The sequence below is a fragment of the Nostoc sp. genome (assembly GCF_036917655.1).
Taxonomy (GTDB): domain Bacteria; phylum Cyanobacteriota; class Cyanobacteriia; order Cyanobacteriales; family Nostocaceae; genus Nostoc.
Genome location: NZ_JBALCY010000009.1, coordinates 58,728 through 84,338, shown reverse-complemented (window position 1 = coordinate 84,338; position 25,611 = coordinate 58,728). Strand labels below are relative to the sequence as shown.

Below are 25,611 nucleotides of genomic sequence, written 5' to 3'. Positions count from 1 at the left end.
AAATAAGTCATATTTTTGCCATATTAATGAACCCGTATGCCTCCTGAAAATTCAGTGCGATCGCCCAATCTTATAGGGTCTTGATATTATGTCTTCGCTTGAAGTACGATAACACGACTATCTGTTTTAATGACTTGGATATCATTTTTTAAAGTGATCATCGGAATTTTCCAATAAGAATGACCACAGATAACTAATAAATTATTAGTTAGATTGATTTTTTCTAACTCCTTGCGGATAGATTCTTTACCAACCAAATTAAATTGTGGGTAATCCGGCCCTTCATGTAGAATTAAAATATCTGGTGACTGCTTTATAAGTTCCCTAATTGCTTTAATAAATTCTTTCTCAGAGCGTCTGAAAGGTTTGCTCTTTTTACCAATAATACCAGAAATTCCGGCAAGATTAAGCTCACCATTTCTTCTGATCTCACCATCAAGATAGTAAATACTCCGATTTTGTTTAAAAATCTGAATTTCTTCTTGTGTATTTCCCAAACTATCGTGATTTCCAGCAACACCAGCTACCCAACAAAATCGTTGATTAAAAGCTTGCCAAATTTCTCGGATATCGCCCACTACTCCACTACGCCTATTGACTTCTGCATAGAAATCACCTGCTAATATAATGCCTGTATTTTTTAGGGAGGGAATTTTTCCGATCTCTGCCAATTTTTCTAATTCTTCTATGACAAGATGACCGAGAAGTTGTTGATTTTTAGGGTCAATTCCTTGTAAATCACTTGTAATAGTAATTGCCTCTAAATTATTAGGTAAATAATCAACTTCTGCTAATAAAACTGGTAAACATTTCTCAACAACACCAATACCACCAGAAGCTGCTGTCAGATACTGTATTTGATGAATGGGTAAATTAGAGATTGATATAATGGGCATCTTAGTAAAAAATAGTCCTGTTCAAGCGCATCGCACCTAAGCTATAGTTTCTAGTTCACAATAGAGTTAGCATACCCTTATCAAACTGTAATTGATGCTCACCTCCTCACCTACTATTCCTCATTTAATTGCTGCTGGCTTTCACGCCCTTTCTGATCCACTCAGGATTAGTGTGCTGGAATTGTTACGACAGCGAGAATTATGTGTATGTGATTTGTGCGAAGCCTTGGGGGTAAGTCAGTCGAAACTATCTTTTCACCTGAAAACCCTCAAGGAAGCTGGCTTAGTTCACTCCCGTCAGGAAGGACGCTGGATTTATTATAGTTTGAATTTGCCCCAATTTAGCGTTTTAGAGGCATATCTGGCAGATTTTAGCCACAATCGCGTCATTTTATCTGCCCGTTCCTGCTGCGATTAGGGATAAGTTTATTTATCAATCTTTAGGCAACCGTCTAACTGGTTGACGGATAAATATAGATGTTTTTAACTTAGTGGAATACAGTAGAGCGCACATCTGTGCATTGGTGTGAACTTAAGGTAAAAGCCTTCTTAGAACAAGCTTTTAGAGATGTCTCGTGTCTCGTTCCCAGTCGGAGACTGGGAATGCCTATGGGGGGCTGCCGCCTCAAGACTTGCGGCAGAGCCGCAATTGAAGAGCATTTCCAGCCAGAGGCTGGAAACGAGGTTTTAAAGGGGTTTGCGCTTAAGTTGACACCTATGACATCTGTGCGCCCCTAAAAACTATTGCCCACAAAGCAAAATCGCCATCCATCAAGTTTTTTTGATGAATTTTTATATATGGTGCTATGCTTTCTATTGACACATCAAGTTTTTTTGAAATGACATACATATACATTCAAAATTACCAATAAGGGTGAGGTCAATGAACGCAATACGATCGCACTTGGAATGTTGGCTTTTGCGACTAGTTGCACGGCCACATCGAATTCATCTATTCAAACTCAGCAGTCGCCAAAGGTGACACAAGTCAATGATTTGGCCAAGGCGACAACCATTAAGATTGATGGTTCAAGCACAGTCTATCCGATTACGCAGGCGATCGCTAAAGAGTTTCAAGGCGACCTCAAGAATAAGGCACAGGTTGCAGTTAACATATCTGGTACTACTGGCGGGTTTGAAAACTTCTGTACTGGAGAAACAGATATTAGCAATGCTTCCCGGCCGATTTTGAATGCGGAAATGGAAGCTTGCAAGACAAATGGTGTGGCGTATATGGAGTTTCCCATTGCTTTTGATGCCCGTTTTAGGCATGGACAATCATCCAAACCAACCAACTTGTTCATTATGAAACTTTAAATAATGTGAGATGTATGAACTCTGTAATGAACAAAAAGACTTCAAAACGCCTCTCCTTTATTGACCGCTTTTTGACTCTGTGGATTTTTTTAGCAATGGCTATCGGTGTTGGACTGGGCTATTTCTTTCCTAGAGTAGAAGCGTTTATCAACCAGTTCCAAGTAGGAACAACCAATATACCGATCGCAATCGGCTTAATTCTGATGATGTACCCACCCTTAGCTAAGGTGCGATACGAAGAATTAGGGGATGTATTTCGCAACGGAAAAATTCTTGGTGTGTCACTACTTCAGAATTGGATCATTGGGCCAATTTTGATGTTTGCTCTGGCGACTATCTTCTTACACGGTTATCCAGAATACATGACGGGATTGATTCTGATTGGATTAGCCCGGTGTATTGCAATGGTAGTTGTGTGGAGTGACTTGGCACGAGGCAATACAGAGTATACGGCTGGATTGGTTGCCTTCAATAGTATATTTCAAGTCATCTTTTATAGTCCTTATGCGTGGTTTTTCATCACTGTACTGCCGCCACTGTTTGGGTTACAAGGCAGTGTTGTTAATGTCAGCATTGCCGATATTTCTGAAAGTGTGTTTATCTATCTTGGTATTCCCTTTTTAGCTGGATTTTTGACTCGTTTCTTCTTAGTAAAGGTGAAAAGTAAGCAGTGGTATCACGAGGAATTTGTGCCTAAAATCAGCCCGATCACGCTGATTGCTCTGTTATTTACAATCGTGGTTATGTTCAGCTTAAAAGGCAATTTAATTGTTCAAATTCCCTTAGATGTGGTGAAAATTGCAATTCCAATGATCCTCTACTTCGTGATCATGTTTCTGGTCAGCTTTTACATGGCTTGGCGGATTAAGACAGACTATTCTAGAGCTGCAAGTGTAGCGTTTACATCAGCCGGAAATAATTTTGAACTAGCGATCGCAGTGGCAATTGCCGTGTTTGGCATTAATTCGGGTGTTGCTTTTGCTGCCGTTGTCGGGCCCCTGGTGGAAGTGCCTGTGTTGATTGGTCTTGTTAATGTTGCTTTCTGGTTTGAAAAACGTTATTTTTTGCCATCTGAATCGAGAAGCTGATAAATTTAGTCAAATTATTCGGAGAAGTTGAACCATGAAACGTGTGATGTTTGTCTGCAAAAAGAATTCTGCTCGTTCCCAAATGGCGGAAGGTTTTGCCAAAACTCTTGGTAAAGGAAAGATTGAAGTGATTAGTTCTGGGTTAGAAGCAAGTCTTGTCAGATCAGAAGCGATGCCTGCGGCGGGCTACGCCTACGCTGCCATGAAATAAGTTGGCATCGATATTACCGATCAACACTCCAAACCCCTCAGTGATTTTAAACCAGAAGACTTTGATGTAGTGATTTCTCTGTGTGGCTGTGGCGTGAATTTGCCACCTGAGTGGGTTGTGCGGGAAGTGTTTGAAGACTGGCAATTAGATGATCCGGCAGAGCAACCGGAAATTTTTGCTCGTGTGCGCGATGAAATCAGGGAACGGGTGACTCGCCTACTCCAAGTTACATCCGTTAAATGAGGCTAAACTTAATGGAGCAACATTTTTAGGACTAGCTTACTGTTAGATACTGGGATAAGGGAATGGATGAAGATTGGTGGAAGAACTTAAAGTCTGAAACGATAAAAGATAGGCTACCAGGAGTATTCATCATCGGCTCGACAGGACTAATTTTCTATATTCTACTCGTTGTCTTGTTATGGATATGCCGTCCTTGGCTCAACAAACCCAAACCAAATTTTCACGAAAAATATGTTTCCCAAGTTCAAGTCAAACGTGCAGAGATAGCAAGCCTCACATCCTCTGGTTTGGAATAACCAATAGACATCTCCAGAAATTAGGTTTTCACCAAGACAGGTTAACAATTCAAAATTCAAAATTCACGCATTCAAACATTTTAGACAATTTCAGACGTTCGCGTAGCGGATCGCAGAGAAGAGGAGTGCGGTCTTGGGGTATCCCCATCGCTTTTAGCGTCTCCCTTTGGGAGAAGAGGAGCAACTCCGGGGGATTTAAACCCCGACTGAAACTGAGCGGAGGCGGAGTATCTCCGACTCCAAGCTACCTTTATGGTTGGGGTCTTAAACCCTTTTATTTACGATAACAGTTTCAGAACAAACCTTGCAAAATTAATGGGACAGACCACTACTGCCGCTTACTTCAACCAAGCTTATGCTTAATTTCTTAGGGTTTGCTAGAATGACGCGCAGAGGCTTGCTAACAGGAAAACCGAGTCTATGTCTATCGTCATTTCTCTTAGTCCAGAACTAGAAGCACAACTTTGCAAAAAAGCTGCACAACAAGGGCAAGATGTGAGTATTGTTGCGGCTGAACTGCTAACTCGCATTCTAGACTGGGAGTTGCAAGACTTGGAAGAAGCTGTCGCAGGTATCCAGCGTGGTTTGGATGATTTTGAGGCAGGACGTTCTCGTTCGCTTGAGGAGTTTGCTAAAGACCAACGCCGCAAGTACGATTTATCAGTCGATTCATGACTTATCGCGTTGAAATTTCCAGTGTGGCGGAGGCAGAAGCAGATAGTGCATTCCTTCGACTGTCGCAATTGATATCTCCAGAGAGAGCAAAATAATGGTATGAAGGATTGCTTTTAGCAATCGAGTCTTTGTCAGAAATGCCTAAACGTTGTCCTCTAGCAAGGGAAAATGAGTATTTCAGCAAAGAGATGCGCCAACTTCTGTATGGTCAAAGTCGTAATTCATACCGCATTCTTTTCACTATTGTTGAGAATAGTGAAGTGTCCACAGTTCGCATTCTGCACATTCGGCACGCCGCGCAACAAACATTAGGTGAAAATCAGGAATCTGATGAAGTCTAAAACTACGCTGCACTAAACCTAAAATGGTTGTAAGTTAGTTTGCAGATTGCTACAACTACAAATCAGGTTAGCGATCGCTCGAACTAATTTAGCTGGCTCCACAGGCTTGGTGATATGCTGCCCAAATCCGGCGGCAATTGCCTGTTGGTAATCAACTTCAGCTGCATAAGCTGTGAGAGCGATCGCTGGAATTGTCCCTCCAAGTTCTGGTAACATAGCTCTGATTTGACGCATCAGCATATAGCCGTCTACTTCCGGCATTCCAATATCGCTTAATAGCAGATTTGGCTGGAACTGAGGCATAACTCGTAGTGCTTCCAGAGCAGATGCAGCCTGGATTACTACTGCGCCAGACTGCTCCAGAATGAAAGCAATCAACTCTCGCGTATCACGCTCATCATCCACCAGCAGAACCCTTACCCCATTTAGATCAGGCAAATCATCAGGTTGATAGACAATCTGGTGGCTATTTAGATTAATCTTTATCAGTGGTAGCATGACTGTAAAGGTTGCTCCCTGTTCTTCCCCCAAACTTTCTGCCTTAACTGTGCCGCCATGTAGCTCTACAATGTGACGAACAATAGCTAATCCTAATCCCAGTCCGCCGAATTTTCTGGTAATTGCACCATCAGCTTGGCGGAAGTAGTCAAAGACATAGGGTAAAAAATCTGGGCTAATTCCCTTACCTGTATCACTGACTCGAAGTTGAGCCTGAGAACCAACAGATTCTAAACTTATTTCTACCTGTCCACCTTGGGGTGTAAACTTAAGAGCATTGGAAAGTAGATTCCAGATGACTTGCTGCAAGCGACCGGAATCACCGGTTACTTGGCCGATGTTTGGTTCAAGGACAGTGTTAATCTGAATCGATTTGGCTTCAGCCGCTAGATGTACAGTTTCTATTGCTGCGGCGATCGCAATTTCCAGATTTATAGGAGCAATATTCAGACTGAGCTTACCTTGCAAAATGCGAGAGACATCCAGCAAATCTTCAATTAGTTGCGTCTGAAGCTTGGCATTACGCTCAATGGTTTCGAGGGCGCGAGTGGTGGTTGCTTGATCATACTTTTTAGTTTGCAGTAACTTCGACCATCCCAAGATCGGGTTTAGCGGCGTGCGAAGTTCGTGGGAAAGAACCGCCAAAAATTCATCTTTGATCCGGTTAGCTTGGACTAATTGCTCTTTTTGCTGCTGTAAAGAAGCCATCAACTGAGCGCGTTCCAGAGCAACCGCCACCTGATCGGAGGTTGCTTGTAATAGAGCAATTTCCCCAGAAGTAAAGTGGATACGAGTGCGACTGGCAAAGGAGAGAACACCAAGCAGCTTTCCCTGAGCAATTAACGGTTGACCGGCATAGGCTGTGATTCCCAAAGCACGGAGGATGTGGGCATTTGGATGGGTGGAGTGCAGCACATCATTGACGACAATTTGATGGCGTTCTTGCGCTATGAGCCCGCACATCCCTTGATTAAATTCTAGATATTCAATTGCTTGAAATACTTCATCAGTGATGCCGTTCCAACCTACTAATCGAAGTTTTTGCTTATTTTCGTGCGTCTCAATTAGATAGTGGAAGTAAAAATGCAAATCCATCTGCGCCGAGAGTTTGCTGAACAGGCTGTTCATTAAATCCAAGGGGCGCTCGGTTGAAAGCAAATCGCTGGTTGTTTCAGAGAGCAACTTGAGTCGTTCACTGCGCTCTTGTAAGGCAAGTTCAGCAAGCTGGCGTTCACGAAGGGCGCGTTCGCGTTCGGTAATATCAACTGCAACCCCTCCTACTAGGCGTTGCCCAGATGCATCGGCGATGGGAAACTTATATACCAAAAATTCGCCCAAGGTGCCATCTGTACGTGGAGCAGACTCGATCGTTTCAACAACCCGATTCGTCTCGGCAACCATTCTAATGTTATCGAGGAGGGGTTGAGCGATTTGGGCTGGGTATAGGTCAAAAATGTTTTTATTAATCGCCTTATCTATTGCTAAATCGAATGTACTCAGATAAGTTGGACTGAGGTAAAGTACACGCCCGTTTGCATTCGTAATCCATGCTGCGGCTGGAATATTGTCCATAAAAGCTTGAAATTGCTCTTGACTCTGACTCAGCGCTTTTTTAGCTTGCTGGAGATCACTAATATCCAGAATGAATGCGACTGATTTCTGCCGAGATTCTCCTAAAAGGGAGTAGCCAACTACAACTGGGACACTGGAACCATCCTTGCGAATACATTCTTTCTCATAAGGTGTACAGGTTCCCTTCGCTGTTGCCTCGGCAATAGCCAGTTCATCTAAATATTGGTACTCAGGGGGCGTGATATCAGTCCAGCGGAGTCTGCCTGCTTGGATATCTTCCTGGGTATAGCCCACAATTCGCAAGAACTCGTCATTGGCTTCAGTGATACCACCATTCACATCACCAAAGAGAATGCCAACTATATTCGCTTTCACAAAACTCCTGAGGCGTTCCTCACTTGCTTGAACTGCCTTCTGTGCCTGCTTGCGTTCGCTGATATCTGTAATGCTGCCAACTAAGCGCACTGGTCTTCCATCTGCATCCCGCTGCACGACTATCCCCTGATCCAGTACGTAGATATACTGATGAACGTGGTTGCAAATGCGATACTCGGCAGAATAGCGATCGCCATTTGCCAAAGCGATCGTCGTCTCCTCTTGTACACGCTGTAAATCGTCTGGATGGACAAGCTCACGCCACCAATTACCTGTTGGTTGGGCAATGTCGAGGGAATAGCCCAAAATTCGGGTTAACCCCTCGGTTCTTTCAACGCTATCCTGCTCTAAATTCCAGTCATAAATGAGACAGTTGACCGCAGCAGATGCTAACTCAAAACGCTCGTTAGCTAACCTCAGGCGTTCCTCTTTTTCCCGCAAAGTTTGTTCTACTTGTTTGCGTTCGCTGATGTCACGGAAGAAAATGTCAAGACCATCCTCACAAGGGTAAACGTGAATCTCCAACCACAGGTCATACTTGGACGGGAAGTAGTAGTGATGCTCGAAGTGGACGGGAATCTGTTCTGCCATCGCCCGTCGGTACTGGCGTTCTACATTAGTGCCTACTGATGCAGACCACTCTTCCCAGTGCGACTTACCGATCACCTCTATCCTGAGTTTGCCGTTAATTCGCTCTGCTTCGGCATTTTGGTAAATGATTCGCCAGTCCCGATCTAAAGTAATAAATGCATCACTCATATTTTCCAGAGTGCGTGTATTTCGCTCATTGGCTTGCTGTAATGCCGCTTTTGCTTGTTTGCGTTCGCTCAAATCAACAACAAAGCCAATGACTGTTTCTTGCGTATCTCCCACAATGGCAGAACCGAGCAGAACGGGAATGCGATCGCCATCTTTGCGGATATATTCCTTTTCAAAGGGCTTACATACTCCGGTCGTTCTAAGTTCTTCCACTGAACGCTCACTCAATAGAAGATACTCAGGTGGGGTGATCTCGCGCCATTTCATTTGGTTAGCGGACAAATCTTCTCGCGTATAGCCGACCATCTTCAGAAAAGCATCATTGGCTTCCATGATGGAGCCGTTGTTCATATCAGTTACGATCACTCCAATGATGTTAGATTCTGCCAGTCGGCTAAAGCGCATTTCGCTATTTTGCAACAATTTTAGGCTTGTCTCTGCCTTGCTTCTAGCAGTTCGCAACTCTGAAGAGAGTGCAGTAATTAAAAAGGATACTAGTGAGAATGTGGTTAATCTTACCCAGACATTTGGGCTGAGGAAATCGAACGAGTAGACTGGCTCGATCAAAAAATAGAAAGCAGTTGTAACAGACAGGGCGATCGCTAGTACTCCAAGTCCCATGCCGCCATACCAAGCGCTGACTGCCACGGCAGCATAAAATAATGTAAATACGCTCGGATCGAAGACTGGCAACAACAGTCTCGTCAGCAGCAGTGCCGCTATGACTGCCAAAATCATCACACCATAGGTTAGTAACCAAGAGCGCATCATCAAAATTTTATTGGGTACTTTCACCATCATCTTAAAAGTCCTCCCGTTGCTCCGCTTTTGGGAGATACTCGTTCAGTAATCTTTTGCCTGGTTTGCCCATTTTTTGTAACATTTCTTCAATTAGCTTTAGTGCCATCTGTGAAGGCACTGTAGATCCGTTCTCCCAGCGATTGACTGTTCGTAGGGAAACTCCCAACTTGGCTGCAAACTTTTCCTGAGAGAGATCGAGTTGCTGCCTTAGTTCACGGATTAAATCAGAAATTTTTAGTGGCTTTTCTAGTTCCATAATAGGAAGAGTAGGACAGGTGTCTCGCCATTTGTCTCCAGCTTGAGGAAGAATTTAAACAGTCATCAGTTGTTATCAATTTCATCTTTTGGCGCAATACCGATATCAGTTATCAGTCTTCATTGGTTACTGTTTACTGATTTAAGTCCCTCACCATACTTCAGATAACTGTTTACTGTTTTAAGGTGATGCCACAAAAACTTGTTGAGACAAAAGAACTGGAGAAGGTATCTATAAAATAAACATTAAATTTTATCGGGTGTGTGATGTCAAAATAGTATAATTTTAAGCGCTTTGATAGTTTTAAAGCATCACGCACGTGCATTACATTGTTATGCTTCCTATCCTACTTAATATTTTATATATATACCCTGGATACATAAGTTTTATGTGATACTTTGCATTTATAAATTTTTCCAAATCATCGCTAATTTTGGTAACACTACCTGAAATTTTGCTCAAAATATGTAGTTAATTTTACTTCTCAGGTAAGAGGCCAATGGCAAAGCTGTAAAGCTATGATAAGATTTGAATCAAATTTTTGCCTAATCCAGATCACTGTTTTGATTAATCAACACTCCGAAAACCTCTTAAACACTCAACTGGAAAATGCCCCAGGTGAAGGCTATATATTTAGCTGGTTTGATTGGTTTTGTCTTTGGTATCCTCCAGGTTGGCTAATTTTATTTAACCGCCATTGGCAGCACTATCACACCGATCCTGATGGTTGGAATTGGCTGGAATATGGATTATTTTTAATTCCTGGCGGATTTTATCTGGCGTTGCTGAGTCGTTGGTTGCGTCTTGGTTTTCGTTCACCCCGAAAAGAAGTTGGTGAATTTGATCCCAAATATCAACAAGCTTTTCGCGAAGAAGTTCTCGGCCCCATCGTTAAATACTATTTTCGGGGAGAATTACAACAAGTCGAAAACTTGCCGCTAACAGGGCCATTAATTGTGGCAATGAATCACGCAGGGATGTGTTTTCCTTGGGATTTTTTAACCTTGGGTTATTTATTAGCTGAAGCCAGAGGATGGGTGATCCAACCCGTAGCAAGTCCAGCACTATTTGAGCATCCTTGGGTGATTTGGTGGCTACCATCTAATTGGTCGCAGGTTTTAGGTGGTGTGCGAGCCGAATTAGACAATTTTGAAGCAGCGCTCGCCCAAGGTAAAATTCTCTTATATGCACCTGAAGGTATCCGCGGCCCTCTAAAAGGTTGGCAAAAGCGCTATCAACTAGAAAAGTTTGATGTAAGTTTTATTAAGTTGAGCGATCGCTATCAAATTCCCATTCTTCCAGTAGTTTGCATCGGTAGTGAATCTTTACATCCTTGGGCTGTTAATTTCCAGAAATTGCAACGACTAGTCAAATTACCATTCTTGCCTTTCTCGCCTTTAATGCTTGTCTTAATTCTGTTTCCCTCAATGGGAATTTGGGCAATGAGAACTCGCCTACGTTACTTTATTCAGCCTTTACAACCAGCAGAATTGCACAACTACTCAAACAAAGGGCGGACAGTAGCTTATCGGCAGGCACAACAATTACGAGAAAAACTGCAAATTAAAATTAATCAGTTATTGATAAAAATTTGATACTACCAATGACTCGTTCCCATGCTCTGCATGAGGAATGCATTCATTGAGTCTCTGACTCAATATCTGACTGGAGGCAGCAGCCTCTAATCAACCATTCCTAGCTTTGCATGGGAACGAGAGAACAAGGAGAAATGAGAAATCGAGCTTTTTTCGACTTGTGTGTACACCGTAGCCCCGCTCTTCGGGAGGGGAAATAAAGCATAGCTTTGGCGGGGTGGGGTTCTTCGGGTTTAATAAGCAATCAAGCGAACATGAGATAACTCAACTCTACTAGAAATATTATCAGCGCTGGCGGGACTACTTCAACTTCCGAGTGCATCCCTTGTTCACAGGATTTGGTCAGTCCAAAGCTGGTAGCATAGCCATAAGTCTGAGCATCTGTTACCCAAATGCTCAAAGCATGAGTAGCGATAACGGGCACGCTGGGCGGCTTTGGGAGCAACTTTATCCAGGTAGTCGAAAACTGCTTCGATAGATGTCTGCGGCTGCACCTGTCACTCGCTATACAGACTCTTCTACCGCATCGGCTAGATTAGTTATCGTTGCGTTTAGCATGTTCAGAAGTAGTGACCTCCTCAAATTAAACCTAATATACATAATTTTTATAGTACAAATATACTAATTACTGCTAAAATGCCTTAAAAGTCAGCTAGCCTTGCTTGAGGTAGTATGAAAAAAATCCAATACATAGACAAAAAGCCCATTTTGCTGTTGCAGCCTACATCTGTAAATACTGCTATAGTGCCACTACAACCCCAAGAGGAAAAAATCATCAGTGAACGGGAGCGTTTGATAGCGCAAGTCGAACGCATCAATCAGATGGCAGGAGAGTTAGAAGCAGCGATACTAGAGTTGAAAGCGATCGCTAACACACTCAATACTCAAAAACGTTACTCAGTTCTAAAATGCAAAAATATTTGTCAGTATTTGGCAGTTAGCGTCCCTTGGGTGAAACGAAAGCCTGACGAATCATTTATTCTGACAACGCGAAGAGTTGATTTATTCCGAGCCGAAAGGGAAGCAGCACTGCTAGCACAGCAACTTCGTCAGCAAACCAAAAAAAGATTAGCATCGCAGCGACACAGAAAAAACAAGAGTGGGGCTGAGGCTCACACAAAATGCTTGTTCAAAAAGGTATTAGTCAACAAATCTTAAAATTATCAACATTCAACGGCAGCTCACCCCTGAGGTTGTAACAGTTATGCTGATTGAAGCGGCAGAAGGAACTTCTTACTCAAAATTGCTAAGTAGCACACTGCCATTGCTAATTGCCACCACGGTTGGTGGCAATTAGGCAAAGCTGCCCTAATATTTGCACTTCCGTAAAACCAGAGTGCAACATCAGGGACAATCAATCAGCGCACAGAAGAGGTAAAAAGAAGGTGTTAAAGACACTTTTAGTGATTGCCGTTGGTTTTTTACCCTCCCTGATTTCCTTGTGGGTAATTCGCAAAACCCATTTGCGATCGCGTTTACGGATGAGGCAAGGAGCCATGAATTTTCCAGCAGTGCAGGGACGGCAAAACGCTAGACCTGTTGAGAGCGATCGCTATTATTTAGAAGGGGTGGGTTATCTGATTGGCGATATCAGCTGCAAATTTAATGCCCGATCTGGCTACATCCGTTGTGCTGTGAATCCCGACGGCCCATGTAACGGTTGCCGTCACTACGAACCTAAAGGATTAGCTGGTAGTGAAAAAAGGGTTTAAGAGTCCTTACTTAGTACTCAACTGAACTGACAAAACGGCTTCACAGCACATTCCCAAATAGAATCAGGGAATGATAAAATCATTACTAATTATAATAATTTGTATTTACAAACACTTTGAATATTTGTCTTTGCATGGTGAAATAATAATGATTTAATAGAATTCGTGCAAAAGTGGAAATCTGCGTCATTTTGTTTGCAGATTATAAACTTTAGTATTAGCTTTTGCCGAATATCTAATAACTACATGATTATTCAACGATGAACAACGCGATCGCTCAGACAACAGTATTATTATCAACTTGCGCTTTGCTACTAACAGGCTGTGGTGGTGGCACTAAGACTGTGACTTCTGCAAATAATAGTCCAAATAGTACCACAAATAACACTGCAACTGATACCCCAGCGACAACGGGTACATCGTCGGGTGCTATTCCCATCGGCATTGCCGTTGCTCAAACTAGCAACGTGGCATTATTAGGTCAAGAGCAAGTCGCTGGAGTCAAACTTGCCGAGAAGTATTTCAATAGTAAAGGTGGTGTCAACGGGACTCCAATTAAATTGGTGTTTCAAGATACTAGCGGTGATGAAGCCGGGGCAATTAACGCTTTTCAAACTTTAATTAACAAAGATAAAGTTATCGGAATTGTGGGCCCAACTTTGTCACAGCAAGCTTTTAGTGCTGACCCCATTGCCGATCGTGCAAAAGTATCAATTATTGGCCCATCAAATACTGCTAAAAACATTCCCGAAATAGGTGATTACGTTGCTCGTGTTTCTGCACCAGTTTCCATCGTTGCGCCTAATTCGGTAAAAGCTGCACTTAAGCTGAACCCCCAACTTAAAAAAGTTGCCGTTTTCTATGCTCAAAATGATTCATATAGCAAATCAGAAACGGAAATTTTTCAGCAAACAGTTAAGGATCAAGGGCTGGAATTGGTAACACTACAAAAGTTTCAAACCAGTGATACAGATTTTCAAAGCCAAGCTACCAATGCGATTAATCTCAAACCAGATTTGGTAATTATTTCTGGTTTGGCTGCTGATGGTGGTAATTTAATCCGACAATTGCGAGAACTAGGTTATAAAGGCTTAATTGTCGGTGGAAATGGTCTAAATACATCGAATATATTGCCAGTTTGTAAAGCACTTTGCGATGGCGTGTTAATTGCTCAAGCTTATAGTCCAGAACATCCAGGTGAAATTAACGCGGCATTTCGGAAAGCGTATACTGACGAATACAAGAAAGAACCACCCCAGTTTAGCGCCCAAGCTTTTGCAGCAGTGCAGGTTTATGTCGAAGCACTCCAAATTTTAGATAAAAAGAGCAAAGTCAACAAATTACAGCTACCAGAATTGCGGACAGAATTAAATAAACAGATACTTATTGGAACATACAATACACCACTGGGAGAAATTGGTTTTACTCCTATAGGTGAAGTTGTTCAAAAAGATTTCTATGTAGCCCAAATCAAGATGGCAAAAGACGGAAGCCAGGGTAAATTCACATTTCTAAAATAGTTGCTACATGAATATCAATCTGTTTTTGCAGCAGTTATTAAATGGGTTATCCATCGGCAGCGTCTATGCAATTTTTGCCTTAGGATATACCTTGGTTTATTCTATTTTGGGCATCATTAATTTAGCTCATGGCGCGATTTTTACCTTGGGTGCATATTTCACTTATGCACTCATGGGTGGTAGCTTTGGATTTAACGGCTTGCTAGCTAATGCAGCCTTGCCGATAAAATTACCTTTTGCTATAGCCTTAATTTTAGGAAGTACCTTGGCGGGATTAGTAGGGGTAGTAATGGAACGGGTTGCTTTTCAACCTTTGCGGCGTCAAGGATCTGATCCTTTACTAACTGTTGTTTCTAGCTTGGGGGTAGCAGTAGTAATTGTGAATTTAATTCAGTATCTAGTAGGCGCAGAAAGTTACACATATCCCGCAAATACTTACGGTAATTTGCCACCTGCGATTAACTTTGGTAGTCTAGAAAACCCAATTCCGATTCGTAGCGTTCAGGTGGTAATTTTTACTGTATCTGTTGTGATTGTGACAATTCTTACCTATTTTATCAATCGAACTAAATATGGTAAGGCAATGCAGGCGATCGCAGAAGATCCAACTACAGCGAGTTTGTTAGGAATTAATAGCGATCGCTTTATCATTTTAACATTCTTCATCAGCAGTTTTTTAGCAGGATTAGCAGGAACTTTAGTCGCCTCTAGTGTTAGTATTGCAGGGCCATATTTTGGCATTGCTTTTGGATTGCGGGGTTTAGCGGTGATTGTCTTAGGTGGTTTAGGTAGTATTCCCGGTGCAGTGCTGGGAGGCTTGGTAATTGGATTAGTAGAGGCATTTGTACCCGCCGAATACTCTGGATATAAAGACGCGGTAGCCTTTGGAATTTTGTTTATCATGCTATTAGTTAGACCTCAAGGTTTGCTAGGGCGGCGGTTTATTCAGAAAGTTTAAAGAGACGTAGCGCTATGAAAACATACACCAAACAAAAACTAACTTTTGAGCAATTTTTGGAACAGTGTCCAGAGGAAGGTTTATATGAACTTGTCGATGGAGAAATTGTAGAAGTACGTGCAACCAGAAATCATGATGATGTCGCTGACTTTATATTGTTTAGTTTCAAAGATGAAATTAAACGTCTAAATCTGAATTACGTAGTAAAAAACACAGCAGTCCTTAGAACTATAACTGCTGATGGCATAGAGCAAGGGCGTAAGCCTGATGTAAGTGTCATAGATAAAGATGTATGGCGCTCAAACCGTTCTGCTTATTCTGCACTTGAAGAACCCATCCAGTTAGCTATAGAGGTAACATCAACTAATTGGGAAGATGACTACATTGATAAATTAGATGAATATCAACGTTTAGCTATTACAGAATATTGGATTGTAGATTATTTAGCAATCGGGCTAAGAGAGTATTTAGGAAATCCAAAAGTTCCGGCTGTGTTTGTTTTTCTATTAGATGCTGAGGGAAAATATCAACGCACACAGTTTAGAGGTTCAGAACGGATTGTGTCACAAACTTTTCCGGAACTGGCGCTGACAGCAGAGCAAATATTAACAGCTTAATAGTTGATAAAAGCAATAGTTTGATTAAGCTTAAATAAAATGTTTTAAAATGGCTGATTTTTTTGCTACTTACGGTTCTCTAATTGTCTCTATGGTATTAGGGGCGCTACTAGGGTTATCGCTTTACTTACCGCTAATGACAGGACAACTGTCTTTAGCTAGTCCAGGATTTTATGCTTTAGGTGGGTATATTGCAGCAATTTTATCCACAAAAATTTTGACATCTAGTAGTAGTTTATATCCGATTCCTTTGTTGTTATTGGAGATGTTAATTGCTGGTGCAATTTCTGGTTTATTGGGTGTAATAGTGGGAATTCCAGCGTTACGGTTACGAGGAATTTATTTAGCGATCGCTACTATCGCTTTTGTGGAAGTTCTGCGCGTCATCTCCCTCAATCTAGATATTACAGGCGGTGCTGTCGGAATTTTTGGCATTCCTCAACCTTTCCAAACACAAATTGAATATTTATGGATTGCTCTCCCCTTACTATTAATTAGTATGGTGCTGCTTTATCGTTTAGAACGCATCCGCGTCGGAAGGGCTTTTATCGCTATCCGCGAAGATGAATTAGCTGCGGGTGCAATGGGAATTAATCCCACTTATTACAAAGTTTTGGCGTTTACACTAGGAGCTATACTTGCAGGAGTTGTAGGTGCAATTAGCGCCCACTTCCTTAATACTTGGAATGCTCGTCAAGGTACTTTTGATGCCAGTATTATATATTTAACTTTTGTTTTGATTGGTGGTTCAAGAACTTTTTTAGGGCCGGTAGTCGGAGGTATGGTATTTACAGCCTTACCAGAGATTCTGCGAAGCCTAGCTGATACTGGTGGTTTACCTAATTGGTTAGCACAATTTTTGCGCGATGGGAGATTAATTATTTTTGGCTTACTAATAGTAATAGGTACAATCTTTTTCCCCCAAGGGCTAATTACTCCAGATATTTTTCCAAGACGCAAAACCCCAAAGTGAACTATTCATAATAATATGTAAAAATGTCAGATGATATCCGAGCAATTAAGCATAATGCCCCCAAGCCCACCCCGCCAAAGCTACGCTTTAGCTCCCCTCCCGAAGAGCGGGGAGGGGTTGGGGGTGGGGTTCTTTTATTATGGGTAATTTGGCGGACATGATGTCATACAGTATTCCAGCAGCTAACAGCAGTATTGTTTTAGAAGCAAGAGCATTAACTCGCCGTTTTGGTGGTCTAGTGGCGGTAAATAATGTATCTTTTAGTGTAAATAAACATGAGATTTTTGGACTGATTGGCCCAAATGGTGCTGGCAAAACAACACTGTTTAATTTGATTACCGCCTTCATTCCACCTTCTAGCGGCCAATTAATTTATCAAGGTGCAGAAATTTTCCAGCTGCGTCCTCATCAAATTGCTGCTTTAGGTATCGCCCGTACCTTCCAAAATATCCGCTTGTTTGGGGAATTATCGGCGTTAGAAAATGTGATCATTGCTCGACATTTGCACACTAAAAGTAATATGATTACAGGAGTTTTAGGATTACCACCAGCGCCTAGTGAAGAATTGAAAACTAAGCAAAAAGCTTTAGATTTATTAGATTTGGTGGGATTGAGCGATCGCGCTGACGAAAAAGCCAAAAACTTTGCTTACGGTGATCAGCGTCGGCTAGAAATTGCCCGCGCTTTAGCATTAGAACCGCAAATCTTACTTCTCGACGAACCGGCGGCGGGGATGAACCCCAACGAAAAGCAGCTACTCAGTGCATTTATTCGCAGCCTGCGCGATCGCTTCAATTTGACGATCATCCTCATTGAACACCATGTACCCTTAGTTATGGGTTTGTGCGATCGCATTGCGGTGTTAGATTTTGGACAATTAATCGCATTGGGTGAACCAGCAGTTGTCAGAAATGACCCGGCTGTAATTGAAGCATATTTGGGAAATGAATGATATCTAACTATCTGCTTAAATTACAAAACCTGTTGTAGTTCCTCAATATTATTTGCTGTTACAACGTTCCGTAAAATTATCTTCAAACGCTCTATATCATTAATTTGGTTGATTTGTGGCATTAACTGTAACCCAGTGTTGCCAAATTTTAACTCTAAATTAATTTCAATACTAGAAAGTATTCCTCGCAGTTCCCCGCGTGCTTCTCCACGTGCTTCTCCGCGTACTTCCCCGCGTGCTTCTTTGCGTGCTTCTTTGCGTGCTTCTCCTTCGCGTAAAATTTCTTGATACCAAGGCGACTCACGTAATACAGTCATATCCCACCTCATGATTTCTTGAATTAGCGCACTCTCTAAAACAAACGTAGCAAAAAAAGCTAAGACCGTTTCCAGTTGGTTCAGTTGTTCATTAGCACGGAGAATTTGCAATGCTTCTCTAATAGTAGATTCATTTTCACCACCTTTGAGAATGGGTACAAACGGCAGTAAGGATGGTAAGGGTTGTTGAAAAGCAATATTCACATCAACTTCCCACAGGTTAATTACCCGATAATCTTGTATTGCCCGTAATCCAGCAATATTTGATGTAAAGCTTGTGGGTATTTCGTTGTTACCAGTTTTAAGAATGTTGATGAGAACGGGGTATGTTGGTAAGTTATATTTTTCTTCCGCAAGTGCAGCGTATGCACGCATCCGACGTGGCATTTTGGATTGATAGCGTAATTGCAACTCGTTGAGAAGCAGAAATTCTCCGTGTTGGGGACTTGTGACACTGATTAATACATCACTTTCTCGGCTAATCCACTGAAATTCACTGGTGAGAATTTCCCCAGCAACGAGATTAGGAATCTGTGTTACCCATCTTACCCAGTTGTCGGGTGCGAGACTGATTAATTTTTTGGTGCTGACATCAGCAGGTTTTGCCACAGGATGCTTGATATCTTTATCAGTAATTAATGGTCTACCACAAAGATTACAGTATTCTGGCGTTGGTTTTTAAGTTGAAGCAATATCTACGACGGGCTATCTGGCGTCGCACTGTTTTAGGAAACGGATGATTGATGTATGTTAGATTTTGAATCAACATTCAAGATTTATGGATGTAAACCGCGCATGAAAGCCGATAGTAGACCAAATTATACAATTTTAGAACTTCAGGAACTTGATGTTAATTATGGCGGTATTCAAGCTCTGAAAAAGATTAATTTAATTATTCAAAAAGGTGAGGTAGTTACTCTAATTGGTGCCAATGGTGCTGGAAAAACTACTACACTCCGCGCCATATCTAAAATAGTTAATCCTAAGAGTGGCGTAATTATCTATAATGGACATAATATTACCCGTCGCCAAACTCATGAGGTTGTAAAACTTGGTATCGCCCATTGTCCTGAAGGACGCAGAGTATTAGCGCGGCAAACAGTGTTTGATAACTTACTTTTGGGTGCTTATATTCGCTCCAATCAAGCAGAGATAAAAGCAGATATTCAGCGCCAATTTGAGCTATTTCCCCGCTTGTCACAAAGACGCAATCAGCTAGCAGGAACCCTCAGCGGTGGTGAACAACAAATGTTAGCGATCGCGCGGGCTGTAATGAGTAAACCACAACTGTTACTTTTAGATGAGCCTAGCTTAGGTTTAGCACCTGCGATCGTTCGGGAAATCTTCTCAATTATTGAAAATCTCCGGGCTACAGGAGTGACTATTCTGTTAGTTGAACAAAACGCTAATCTGGCGCTGCAAATTGCCGATCGCGGTTATGTTTTAGAAGCTGGTTCTATAACTTTAACAGGCGCAGCATCAGAATTAATTAGTGATGAGCGAGTTAAAAAGGCTTATTTAGGATAATTAATTAAATGAAAATTTTGGAGGTACAAACACATGGTAAAATTACCAACTAAACCCCTAACTTTAGAAGAGTTTTTGAAACTATCAGAAACAAAGCCTAGCTCAGAATACATCAACGGTAAAATTATTCAAAAGCCAATGCCTCAAGGAAAGCATAGCATATTACGAGGTGAGCTACTTATAGCTATCAATGAAGTAGTTGAAAGTCGAAAAATTGCCCTTGCTTTCCCAGAATTGCGGTGTACTTTTGGCGGACGTTCAATTGTGCCAGATGTAGCGGTATTTGCTTGGGAACGGATTCCCATAGATGAACGTGGGGATGTGGCGAATGTCTTCAAGACACATCCAGACTGGATAATTGAGATTCTTTCGCCAGATCAAAGCCAGACTAAAGTAACCGGAAATATTTTGCATTGTTTAAAACATGGTAGTCGTTTCGGTTGGTTAATTGATCCAGGCGATCGTTCTGTTTTAGTTTATCCACCAAAGCAGCAACCAGAACTTTTACAAGAAGAACAAGAAATATTACCAGTTCCCGATTTAGTTAGCGGCTTTCAATTAACTGTAGGGCAACTATTTGGATGGTTGAAGTTATAAGCAATTGTATAGATTCATCTCTAGCTTTGGGAATATTAAAGGTAGTAATTTACTAAAATCAGAGCTAGATAATGGATTTCGTGAATTTAAGAAAAACGGGTGATAGTTGGGAATTTGCGACTGAAGCTGATTTAGAAGATTTCGTATGGGCGAATTTAAAGGAACTTTTTGGATTAATTCCGCTAAAGCGACAATATTATGTTAAAGGTCAAATTTGTGATATTTTAGCATTGAAGGAAAATAAACAGCTAGTGGTGTTGGAATTTAAAAATGCTGAAGATAGATATATTGTTCAGCAGCTAACTCGATATTATAACGCTTTACAGGAAGTAAAACCTTTACAAGACGAAATAGACTATCAGCAACCTATTAGTTTAATAGCAATTAAGCCTAATTTTCACAGAGATAACTTTACAGATAAAAAATATAATCATTTATCTATTGAATTCTTTGAATTTGTCGTTTTAGCAGATGGATTTAACTATTATTTACAGATAAACAATTTAGATAATGGTAAATTTTCAAAAATAGAAATTCCTCATCAGTACAGAGAGAGTAATGAAGATATACCCCTACCTTCTAGAGGGCTGATGAACCGTCTAGCTAAATGCTCTTCTGAACAACAAGAAGGAATATTGAAAATTCGTAAAAAGGTTCTTAGCTTTGATAAACGGATGGAAGAAATGTCTTCTGCTATTAGTTTTAGATATGGAAATGGTAATAGTAAAACAAGTAAATTATGCGCTGAATTTTACTTTGATAGTAAAGGTGTACCAATTATATTTTTATGGTTAGGTTTAAAAAATAATAGTAGCGATCGCATAAGTAGAGCAAGGATTTGGACTGATTGGCAAGGTAATGCTTTGTTAGAAGGATATGTACCAAGTGGAATTGGTGCAAAAATGAATTCATACAAAAAAACACTTTCAAATAGATTAAAAATAATGAATGAAGTAGCAGAAAATAAAACTTCCACTTTTCAAGAAAAATATAAACATATGAACCAATATTTTAAAGATAGAAACAGAATATCTAGGAAATTTAATAACTCTGAACCTTTAACATATGAAGAAAGAAAATTACTAGAGATTGATGCAAATAAATTTTGTATTGTTCAGGGGGGTGAAAAACTTAATACATATAAATTTGATCACTATGATTCTTTAAATGGATTAGTTGAGGTAGCTTTAGAAAAATGGCGAAAAAGGCTGTAGCCAAAGTCTCACTATTACAATCTTAAACATTCCAGTAGATTACTATAGTCGATATTGCTTTAGATAGTTGACTAAAAAAGCTTTAGTAAAAGCTACATTGACAGCACTTATAACTTTTCCTGATCATTAGTATTATTAAATACTATTACGATTTTTGTCATAATATATTAATATTTGTAGCCCTCCTTGCAGATATCTATATTTGTTTAGCGGCGAATTCTATTCACCGGAATAATTAAACTCATGAGTCAAATAGTCTGGATAGCAAGACACGCTAACCGCATCGACTTCGTAAACCCTGATTGGTTTCTCACCGCTGAACGACGCTACGATCCACCGTTGTCTAATGATGGTATGGTGCAGGCACAGCAGTTAGCTAAACGATTGAAAAAAGAAAATATTGGCCATATTTTCGCTTCTCCTTTCCTGCGAACCGTACAAACGGCAAACGCAGTTGCACAAGTGCTTAACTTGCCGATCAAATTGGAAACAGGCTTGAGTGAATGGCTAAATCCAGCTTGGATGACAGAAGAACCCGAAAGACTCTCAACTCCAGCATTAGCAGAGTTATTCCCCAGGATTGACACCAGCTACACTTCGCGCATTGCCGCCAAATATCCTGAAACTCACGAAAAAGTGCGAGAACGTTCTGGGCAAACTGCGAGATGTTTAGCTACTGAGTTCTTCCCAGAGGATATCCTGCTAGTAGCACATGGCGCATCGGTGTTGGGGGGAGCAATGGGGCTAGTGGGGGATATTGCCAAAACAGAAGTTAAAGCTTCTTTATGTTCGCTGGTAAAAGTGGTACGCCAAGACCCAGAATGGTTATTAGAACTAAAGGGAGATACTTCCCATTTAACCCACATAGAAGAAGTTATTCGATTTGCTTAAATCTCTAATAGGGATTTTCAATCATGGATTTCGGTATTTTGGGTATATCCTACAAAAAAAGTAATTAATTCACGAATAAGTTCTATGACTTTTTTACTAGCAGGGGACATCGGCGGTACGAAAACTATTCTGCGATTGGTTGAAACATCAGCTTCACCAAGTTCACATACTATTCATCAGGAAAGTTTCCACAGTGGCGATTTTCCCGATTTAGTACCGATAGTGCAGGAGTTTTTGGTCAGAGCTAACACCCCAATACCACATAAGGCTTGTTTTGCGATCGCAGGCCCCATTGTGAAAAATACTGCCAAGCTGACCAATTTAGCCTGGTTTTTGGATACCGAACGTCTACAACAAGAATTGGGTATCCCGCAAATTTCTTTAATTAACGACTTCACCGCCGTTGGCTATGGCATTTTAGGTTTACAAAAACAAGACTTGCTGACGTTGCAGGTTGGCAAATCTCAACCCGAGGCTCCCATTGGAATTATTGGTGCTGGTACTGGCTTAGGGCAAGGATTTTTAATTAAGCAGGGAAACTATTATCAAGTCTTTCCCTCAGAAGGTGGACACACTGATTTTGCTCCCCGAAACGAGATCGAATTTCAATTGTTGAAATACCTGCTGAATAAACATGATATCCAGCGCGTTTCTGTGGAACGAGTGGTTTCTGGAATGGGAATTGTGGCAATTTACCAATTTTTGCGCGATCGCAAATTTGCCACCGAATCACCAGACATCGCCCAAATCATCAGAACTTGGGAACAAGAAGCGGGACAGGAAGAGAAAAGCGTTGATCCTGGTGCTGTCATTGGTACAGCTGCACTACAAAAACGCGATCGCCTCTGTGAACAAACTTTACAATTATTTATAGACGCTTACGGTGCAGAAGCCGGGAATCTTGCCCTTAAACTCTTACCTTATGGTGGCTTATACATCGCTGGTGGAATTGCACCCAAAATCCTGCCCTTAATCGAAAACAGCGCTTTCTTATTAAATTTCACCCAAAAAGGTAGGATGCGCCCCCTACTCGAAGAGATCCCCGTGTATATTATTCTCAACCCGCAAGTGGGGCTAATTGGTGCTACTTTATGTGCTGCTGGGTTATAACAGCTAGCATCATCAGTGATATTAGCATCTCGAAATGCAAAAAATATGACAGTTAAAAGTCTGTTGCCATTAATCGCCGCCACCTTTGTCTGTGGTGGATCTGTTCTTGTGGAAGCGCGTCAACCCAAACCTCTGGCAGCTGTTACCAAACCAACTGTTTCTCAACCCGCGCAGCCACAATGGAAGGTATTCACCGCTCCAGATGGGCGCTTTACTATTTTGATGCCGGGAAGCCCCAACAGAAATACCCAATCCCAAAAAACTTACATGGGGGAAATTACCTTAGAAATATTTGTCGCTCAACCACCAAAACAGCAAGTAGCATATGTAGTTGCTTATAATGATTTTCCTTATAGTTACGGTGAAATGGCTGATCCCCAAACTGTACTTAATAATGCCCGCGATATGGCTTTAAAGACTACGAAAAGTAATTTAATTAGTCAACGAAATATTCGTAGTTCCAATAATCATCCTGGCAAAGAAATTGAGTACATCAATTCTGGAGGGAAAATCACTAAAAGTAGAATGTATGTTGCAGAAGGAAGATTATATCAAGTAATGGCAATAACTACAAAAAAACAGCAGAAAACATTAGCTAAAACCATTACTGGGTATTTAAATTCCTTCCATGTCGTTTTGAAAAAGTAAAATACAGCACTTCCGGCGGCTATGAGGTACATCCTCAAAGCTGAAAGCTATGATAAAACAGGGGCAAAAGGAAAACTGTATTGCATAACAGCCGGAAGCGCTGTAACTAATATCATGTCCGCATAATTAGTTACGATTCCCACAGTCATTGCACCCCATCCTTTAATCCCCTCCCCGCAAGCGGGGAGGGGAGACAAAGCATAGCTTTGGCGGGGTGGGGTTCTTCGGGTTTAATAAGCAATCAAGCGGATATGATATAAAACCTCTACTATATTAACCTTGTAATCAATTGCAGAGCTAATAATTTAGGTAGGCACAATTAACAATTCACGCATTCACGCATTCACGTATTAAAGACATTTACAGACGGGTATTTAAACCCCAATTGTAGCAAGATCCCGCAGGGTAACTGAGCGGAGTCTGAGCCACTCTGCCTCCGAGCTACCTTTAGACGTGGAGGTATTAAACCCCAATACCTTGGGTTAAGGATAGTTGTAGGTTAGGTTGAACATTCGTGTTACCCAACAAACCACGAAAAATGTTGGGTTTCGTTCCTCAACCCAACCTACGCAGGTTTTGGTTTTTGGCTTTAACCCAAGCGTATTGTATTAAACCCTTTAATTTCCGATAATTGAAGATAGTGTAGGGTGTATTAGATGCATGTTTCGATATGATTTGTAATGAGAAACATGATATGAGCGCCTAACCCACTCTCAGTTAATATTTACTTCTAACTTCTAACTCCTAAATTATGCTGTATTTTAATTATTTGATTTTTTTAGCTTAGATTATACAACTTATACGCTACTCAACCGTTTGCTGAAACATGATTTCTAACATTAGGATGTTATGTTAAAAACAATTAGCAAATTACACACAACCAAGTAGAATAAATAGCTCATATGATTGATACTGCCGTTACTGCTAGTTCTTTTAGCACCTTAGTTGATGCAATCAAGGCTGCCAACCTGATAGATACTCTCAGAGGTGTTGACTCGTTTATCGCCTCTGCAACCACAGATCAAGCTTTTGCAAAGCTTCCAGCAGGGACTGTAGAGACATTGCTTAAGAATGTTAATAAGCTGCAAGAACTCCTGACGTATCATATCGTTTCCGGCAAGGTGATGCCCATAAAGCCGATTGAAGGTTCAAGTTTGAAAATTGACCCTTTCAATAGTGGCAATGCAGATTATGACAGTCCACTGCCTCAACACCCGATGCTGATGATAACGGTGTCATCCACATCATTATTGATTCCTCGGTAAAAGATAGCGAATAACATCTATGGGTTAGAAACTATTTCTGGTCACTACCTGACAACTGTCTAGACATATTTTAAGTAGAGGATGTTTTAAAAGGGTCTTTTGCTCTCATAGTTAGTTAGCACAGCAAAGCATCTCAATACATAGCAAAATTATACCTGAAGGTACTTTTAAAATATCCCCTAAGTAGCTCAACCAAATTAAATATCAAACCTCTCTCCTCTTCCTGTTGCGGCAAGTAGGAGGTTAGGTCTGTTTTAGGTTTTTTAAGGTTGTTTCACTTAGTAAATACTTTATAGGGCTGCATCATTTATCTTCAAAGTTGCCTACTCAACAAAAACAACATCATGTAATTTAATTTAACAATTTAGGGTTTGAAAATGATATCAT

General features: G+C 41.1%; 24 protein-coding genes and 4 pseudogenes. 22 read left to right on the top strand and 6 right to left on the bottom strand.

The window, feature by feature from the left end; translation table 11 throughout:
* Positions 1 to 86: 86 nt before the first annotated feature.
* Positions 87 to 896, bottom strand: coding sequence for a metallophosphoesterase family protein (locus V7K30_RS04720; RefSeq protein ID WP_334997598.1), 810 nt, complete (start codon positions 894 to 896; stop codon positions 87 to 89).
* A 94-nt stretch (positions 897 to 990) separates the two neighbouring features.
* On the opposite strand from V7K30_RS04720, the gene V7K30_RS04715 reads away from it, so the two are divergent.
* The 7 genes and pseudogenes from V7K30_RS04715 to V7K30_RS04685 all read left to right on the top strand — a co-directional run bounded on the left by V7K30_RS04715 (position 991) and on the right by V7K30_RS04685 (position 5,067).
* Positions 991 to 1,314 carry an ArsR/SmtB family transcription factor gene (locus V7K30_RS04715; RefSeq protein WP_334997596.1) on the top strand — a complete coding sequence of 108 codons (324 nt, stop codon included), beginning with the start codon at positions 991 to 993 and terminating at the stop codon, positions 1,312 to 1,314.
* A 491-nt stretch (positions 1,315 to 1,805) separates the two neighbouring features.
* Positions 1,806 to 2,156: pseudogene (locus V7K30_RS04710) on the top strand (substrate-binding domain-containing protein); the annotation flags it as partial.
* 83 nt (positions 2,157 to 2,239) lie between these two features.
* Positions 2,240 to 3,301 (top strand): ACR3 family arsenite efflux transporter, encoded by a 1,062-nt coding sequence (gene arsB, locus V7K30_RS04705; protein WP_334997594.1) that lies wholly within the window; start codon positions 2,240 to 2,242, stop codon positions 3,299 to 3,301.
* A 34-nt stretch (positions 3,302 to 3,335) separates the two neighbouring features.
* Positions 3,336 to 3,755 (top strand): annotated as a pseudogene (gene arsC, locus V7K30_RS04700) (arsenate reductase, glutathione/glutaredoxin type).
* A gap of 62 nt (positions 3,756 to 3,817) precedes the next feature.
* Positions 3,818 to 4,051, top strand: a complete 234-nt coding sequence (locus V7K30_RS04695) for a hypothetical protein (RefSeq protein ID WP_334997592.1) — start codon at positions 3,818 to 3,820, stop codon at positions 4,049 to 4,051.
* A 420-nt stretch (positions 4,052 to 4,471) separates the two neighbouring features.
* On the top strand, positions 4,472 to 4,726 hold the full coding sequence (locus tag V7K30_RS04690) for a hypothetical protein (protein ID WP_334997591.1): 255 nt from the start codon (positions 4,472 to 4,474) through the stop codon (positions 4,724 to 4,726).
* 107 nt (positions 4,727 to 4,833) lie between these two features.
* Complete coding sequence (locus V7K30_RS04685; protein WP_334997589.1) at positions 4,834 to 5,067, top strand: type II toxin-antitoxin system RelE/ParE family toxin; 234 nt, start codon at positions 4,834 to 4,836, stop codon at positions 5,065 to 5,067.
* Between the two features lie 18 nt (positions 5,068 to 5,085).
* On the opposite strand, the gene V7K30_RS04680 is transcribed toward V7K30_RS04685, so the two are convergent.
* Positions 5,086 to 9,072 (bottom strand): PAS domain S-box protein, encoded by a 3,987-nt coding sequence (locus V7K30_RS04680; protein WP_334997588.1) that lies wholly within the window; start codon positions 9,070 to 9,072, stop codon positions 5,086 to 5,088.
* 1 nt (position 9,073) lies between these two features.
* Positions 9,074 to 9,328, bottom strand: a complete 255-nt coding sequence (locus tag V7K30_RS04675) for a helix-turn-helix domain-containing protein (protein WP_334997587.1) — start codon at positions 9,326 to 9,328, stop codon at positions 9,074 to 9,076.
* Between the two features lie 563 nt (positions 9,329 to 9,891).
* Between V7K30_RS04675 and V7K30_RS04670 the strand changes: the two genes are divergently transcribed.
* Positions 9,892 to 10,923 (top strand): 1-acyl-sn-glycerol-3-phosphate acyltransferase, encoded by a 1,032-nt coding sequence (locus V7K30_RS04670; protein WP_334997585.1) that lies wholly within the window; start codon positions 9,892 to 9,894, stop codon positions 10,921 to 10,923.
* Positions 10,924 to 11,167: 244 nt separating this feature from the next.
* Here the strand turns inward: V7K30_RS04670 and V7K30_RS04665 are convergent, their stop codons facing one another.
* Complete coding sequence (locus V7K30_RS04665) at positions 11,168 to 11,347, bottom strand: hypothetical protein (protein ID WP_334998179.1); 180 nt, start codon at positions 11,345 to 11,347, stop codon at positions 11,168 to 11,170.
* Between the two features lie 10 nt (positions 11,348 to 11,357).
* Positions 11,358 to 11,417: pseudogene (locus tag V7K30_RS04660) on the bottom strand (hypothetical protein); the annotation flags it as partial.
* A gap of 178 nt (positions 11,418 to 11,595) precedes the next feature.
* On the opposite strand from V7K30_RS04660, the gene V7K30_RS04655 reads away from it, so the two are divergent.
* From V7K30_RS04655 to V7K30_RS04625, 7 genes are all read left to right on the top strand, one after another.
* A complete protein-coding gene (locus V7K30_RS04655; RefSeq protein ID WP_334997583.1) occupies positions 11,596 to 12,081 on the top strand; it encodes a hypothetical protein in 486 nt (161 codons plus the stop codon).
* A gap of 227 nt (positions 12,082 to 12,308) precedes the next feature.
* Complete coding sequence (locus V7K30_RS04650; RefSeq protein ID WP_334997581.1) at positions 12,309 to 12,635, top strand: DUF6464 family protein; 327 nt, start codon at positions 12,309 to 12,311, stop codon at positions 12,633 to 12,635.
* Positions 12,636 to 12,895: 260 nt separating this feature from the next.
* Complete coding sequence (locus V7K30_RS04645; protein ID WP_334997579.1) at positions 12,896 to 14,155, top strand: ABC transporter substrate-binding protein; 1,260 nt, start codon at positions 12,896 to 12,898, stop codon at positions 14,153 to 14,155.
* Positions 14,156 to 14,162: 7 nt separating this feature from the next.
* Positions 14,163 to 15,113: a branched-chain amino acid ABC transporter permease gene (locus tag V7K30_RS04640; RefSeq protein WP_334997577.1), complete on the top strand. Its 951-nt coding sequence runs from the start codon at positions 14,163 to 14,165 to the stop codon at positions 15,111 to 15,113.
* Positions 15,114 to 15,127: 14 nt separating this feature from the next.
* The gene (locus V7K30_RS04635) at positions 15,128 to 15,730 is read left to right on the top strand and encodes a Uma2 family endonuclease (protein WP_334997575.1); all 603 of its coding nucleotides are present in this window, start codon (positions 15,128 to 15,130) and stop codon (positions 15,728 to 15,730) included.
* Positions 15,731 to 15,779: 49 nt separating this feature from the next.
* The gene (locus V7K30_RS04630) at positions 15,780 to 16,703 is read left to right on the top strand and encodes a branched-chain amino acid ABC transporter permease (RefSeq protein ID WP_334997573.1); all 924 of its coding nucleotides are present in this window, start codon (positions 15,780 to 15,782) and stop codon (positions 16,701 to 16,703) included.
* 139 nt (positions 16,704 to 16,842) lie between these two features.
* Positions 16,843 to 17,655, top strand: a complete 813-nt coding sequence (locus V7K30_RS04625) for an ABC transporter ATP-binding protein (protein WP_442941045.1) — start codon at positions 16,843 to 16,845, stop codon at positions 17,653 to 17,655.
* Between the two features lie 20 nt (positions 17,656 to 17,675).
* Here the strand turns inward: V7K30_RS04625 and V7K30_RS04620 are convergent, their stop codons facing one another.
* Positions 17,676 to 18,581 (bottom strand): Rpn family recombination-promoting nuclease/putative transposase, encoded by a 906-nt coding sequence (locus tag V7K30_RS04620; RefSeq protein WP_334997571.1) that lies wholly within the window; start codon positions 18,579 to 18,581, stop codon positions 17,676 to 17,678.
* A gap of 186 nt (positions 18,582 to 18,767) precedes the next feature.
* Between V7K30_RS04620 and V7K30_RS04615 the strand changes: the two genes are divergently transcribed.
* The 7 genes and pseudogenes from V7K30_RS04615 to V7K30_RS04585 all read left to right on the top strand — a co-directional run bounded on the left by V7K30_RS04615 (position 18,768) and on the right by V7K30_RS04585 (position 25,238).
* The gene (locus tag V7K30_RS04615) at positions 18,768 to 19,499 is read left to right on the top strand and encodes an ABC transporter ATP-binding protein (RefSeq protein WP_334998138.1); all 732 of its coding nucleotides are present in this window, start codon (positions 18,768 to 18,770) and stop codon (positions 19,497 to 19,499) included.
* 33 nt (positions 19,500 to 19,532) lie between these two features.
* On the top strand, positions 19,533 to 20,096 hold the full coding sequence (locus V7K30_RS04610; protein WP_334997569.1) for a Uma2 family endonuclease: 564 nt from the start codon (positions 19,533 to 19,535) through the stop codon (positions 20,094 to 20,096).
* 71 nt (positions 20,097 to 20,167) lie between these two features.
* Positions 20,168 to 21,310, top strand: a complete 1,143-nt coding sequence (locus V7K30_RS04605; protein ID WP_334997567.1) for an endonuclease NucS domain-containing protein — start codon at positions 20,168 to 20,170, stop codon at positions 21,308 to 21,310.
* Between the two features lie 243 nt (positions 21,311 to 21,553).
* A complete protein-coding gene (locus V7K30_RS04600; protein ID WP_334997566.1) occupies positions 21,554 to 22,201 on the top strand; it encodes a histidine phosphatase family protein in 648 nt (215 codons plus the stop codon).
* An 84-nt stretch (positions 22,202 to 22,285) separates the two neighbouring features.
* Entirely contained in the window at positions 22,286 to 23,311 is a 1,026-nt protein-coding gene (locus V7K30_RS04595) for a glucokinase (protein ID WP_334997564.1), read from the top strand.
* A 45-nt stretch (positions 23,312 to 23,356) separates the two neighbouring features.
* Complete coding sequence (locus V7K30_RS04590) at positions 23,357 to 23,959, top strand: hypothetical protein (protein WP_334997562.1); 603 nt, start codon at positions 23,357 to 23,359, stop codon at positions 23,957 to 23,959.
* 893 nt (positions 23,960 to 24,852) lie between these two features.
* Positions 24,853 to 25,238 (top strand): annotated as a pseudogene (locus V7K30_RS04585) (fasciclin domain-containing protein).
* The last annotated feature ends 373 nt before the right edge of the window (positions 25,239 to 25,611 follow it).

Excerpts from the sequence above, each read along its gene's own strand:
- V7K30_RS04645 (WP_334997579.1), top strand. The coding sequence starts at position 12,896 with ATGAACAACGCGATCGCTCAGACAACAGTATTATTATCAACTTGCGCT.
- V7K30_RS04625 (WP_442941045.1), top strand. The coding sequence starts at position 16,843 with ATGGGTAATTTGGCGGACATGATGTCATACAGTATTCCAGCAGCTAAC.
- V7K30_RS04675 (WP_334997587.1), bottom strand. The coding sequence starts at position 9,328 with ATGGAACTAGAAAAGCCACTAAAAATTTCTGATTTAATCCGTGAACTA.
- V7K30_RS04605 (WP_334997567.1), top strand. The coding sequence starts at position 20,168 with ATGGATTTCGTGAATTTAAGAAAAACGGGTGATAGTTGGGAATTTGCG.
- V7K30_RS04695 (WP_334997592.1), top strand. The coding sequence starts at position 3,818 with ATGGATGAAGATTGGTGGAAGAACTTAAAGTCTGAAACGATAAAAGAT.
- V7K30_RS04690 (WP_334997591.1), top strand. The coding sequence starts at position 4,472 with ATGTCTATCGTCATTTCTCTTAGTCCAGAACTAGAAGCACAACTTTGC.
- V7K30_RS04720 (WP_334997598.1), bottom strand. The coding sequence starts at position 896 with ATGCCCATTATATCAATCTCTAATTTACCCATTCATCAAATACAGTAT.
- V7K30_RS04600 (WP_334997566.1), top strand. The coding sequence starts at position 21,554 with ATGAGTCAAATAGTCTGGATAGCAAGACACGCTAACCGCATCGACTTC.
- V7K30_RS04635 (WP_334997575.1), top strand. The coding sequence starts at position 15,128 with ATGAAAACATACACCAAACAAAAACTAACTTTTGAGCAATTTTTGGAA.
- V7K30_RS04615 (WP_334998138.1), top strand. The coding sequence starts at position 18,768 with ATGAAAGCCGATAGTAGACCAAATTATACAATTTTAGAACTTCAGGAA.
- arsB (WP_334997594.1), top strand. The coding sequence starts at position 2,240 with ATGAACAAAAAGACTTCAAAACGCCTCTCCTTTATTGACCGCTTTTTG.
- V7K30_RS04595 (WP_334997564.1), top strand. The coding sequence starts at position 22,286 with ATGACTTTTTTACTAGCAGGGGACATCGGCGGTACGAAAACTATTCTG.
- V7K30_RS04655 (WP_334997583.1), top strand. The coding sequence starts at position 11,596 with ATGAAAAAAATCCAATACATAGACAAAAAGCCCATTTTGCTGTTGCAG.
- V7K30_RS04715 (WP_334997596.1), top strand. The coding sequence starts at position 991 with ATGCTCACCTCCTCACCTACTATTCCTCATTTAATTGCTGCTGGCTTT.
- V7K30_RS04610 (WP_334997569.1), top strand. The coding sequence starts at position 19,533 with ATGGTAAAATTACCAACTAAACCCCTAACTTTAGAAGAGTTTTTGAAA.
- V7K30_RS04630 (WP_334997573.1), top strand. The coding sequence starts at position 15,780 with ATGGCTGATTTTTTTGCTACTTACGGTTCTCTAATTGTCTCTATGGTA.
- V7K30_RS04590 (WP_334997562.1), top strand. The coding sequence starts at position 23,357 with ATGACAGTTAAAAGTCTGTTGCCATTAATCGCCGCCACCTTTGTCTGT.
- V7K30_RS04680 (WP_334997588.1), bottom strand. The coding sequence starts at position 9,072 with ATGATGGTGAAAGTACCCAATAAAATTTTGATGATGCGCTCTTGGTTA.
- V7K30_RS04640 (WP_334997577.1), top strand. The coding sequence starts at position 14,163 with ATGAATATCAATCTGTTTTTGCAGCAGTTATTAAATGGGTTATCCATC.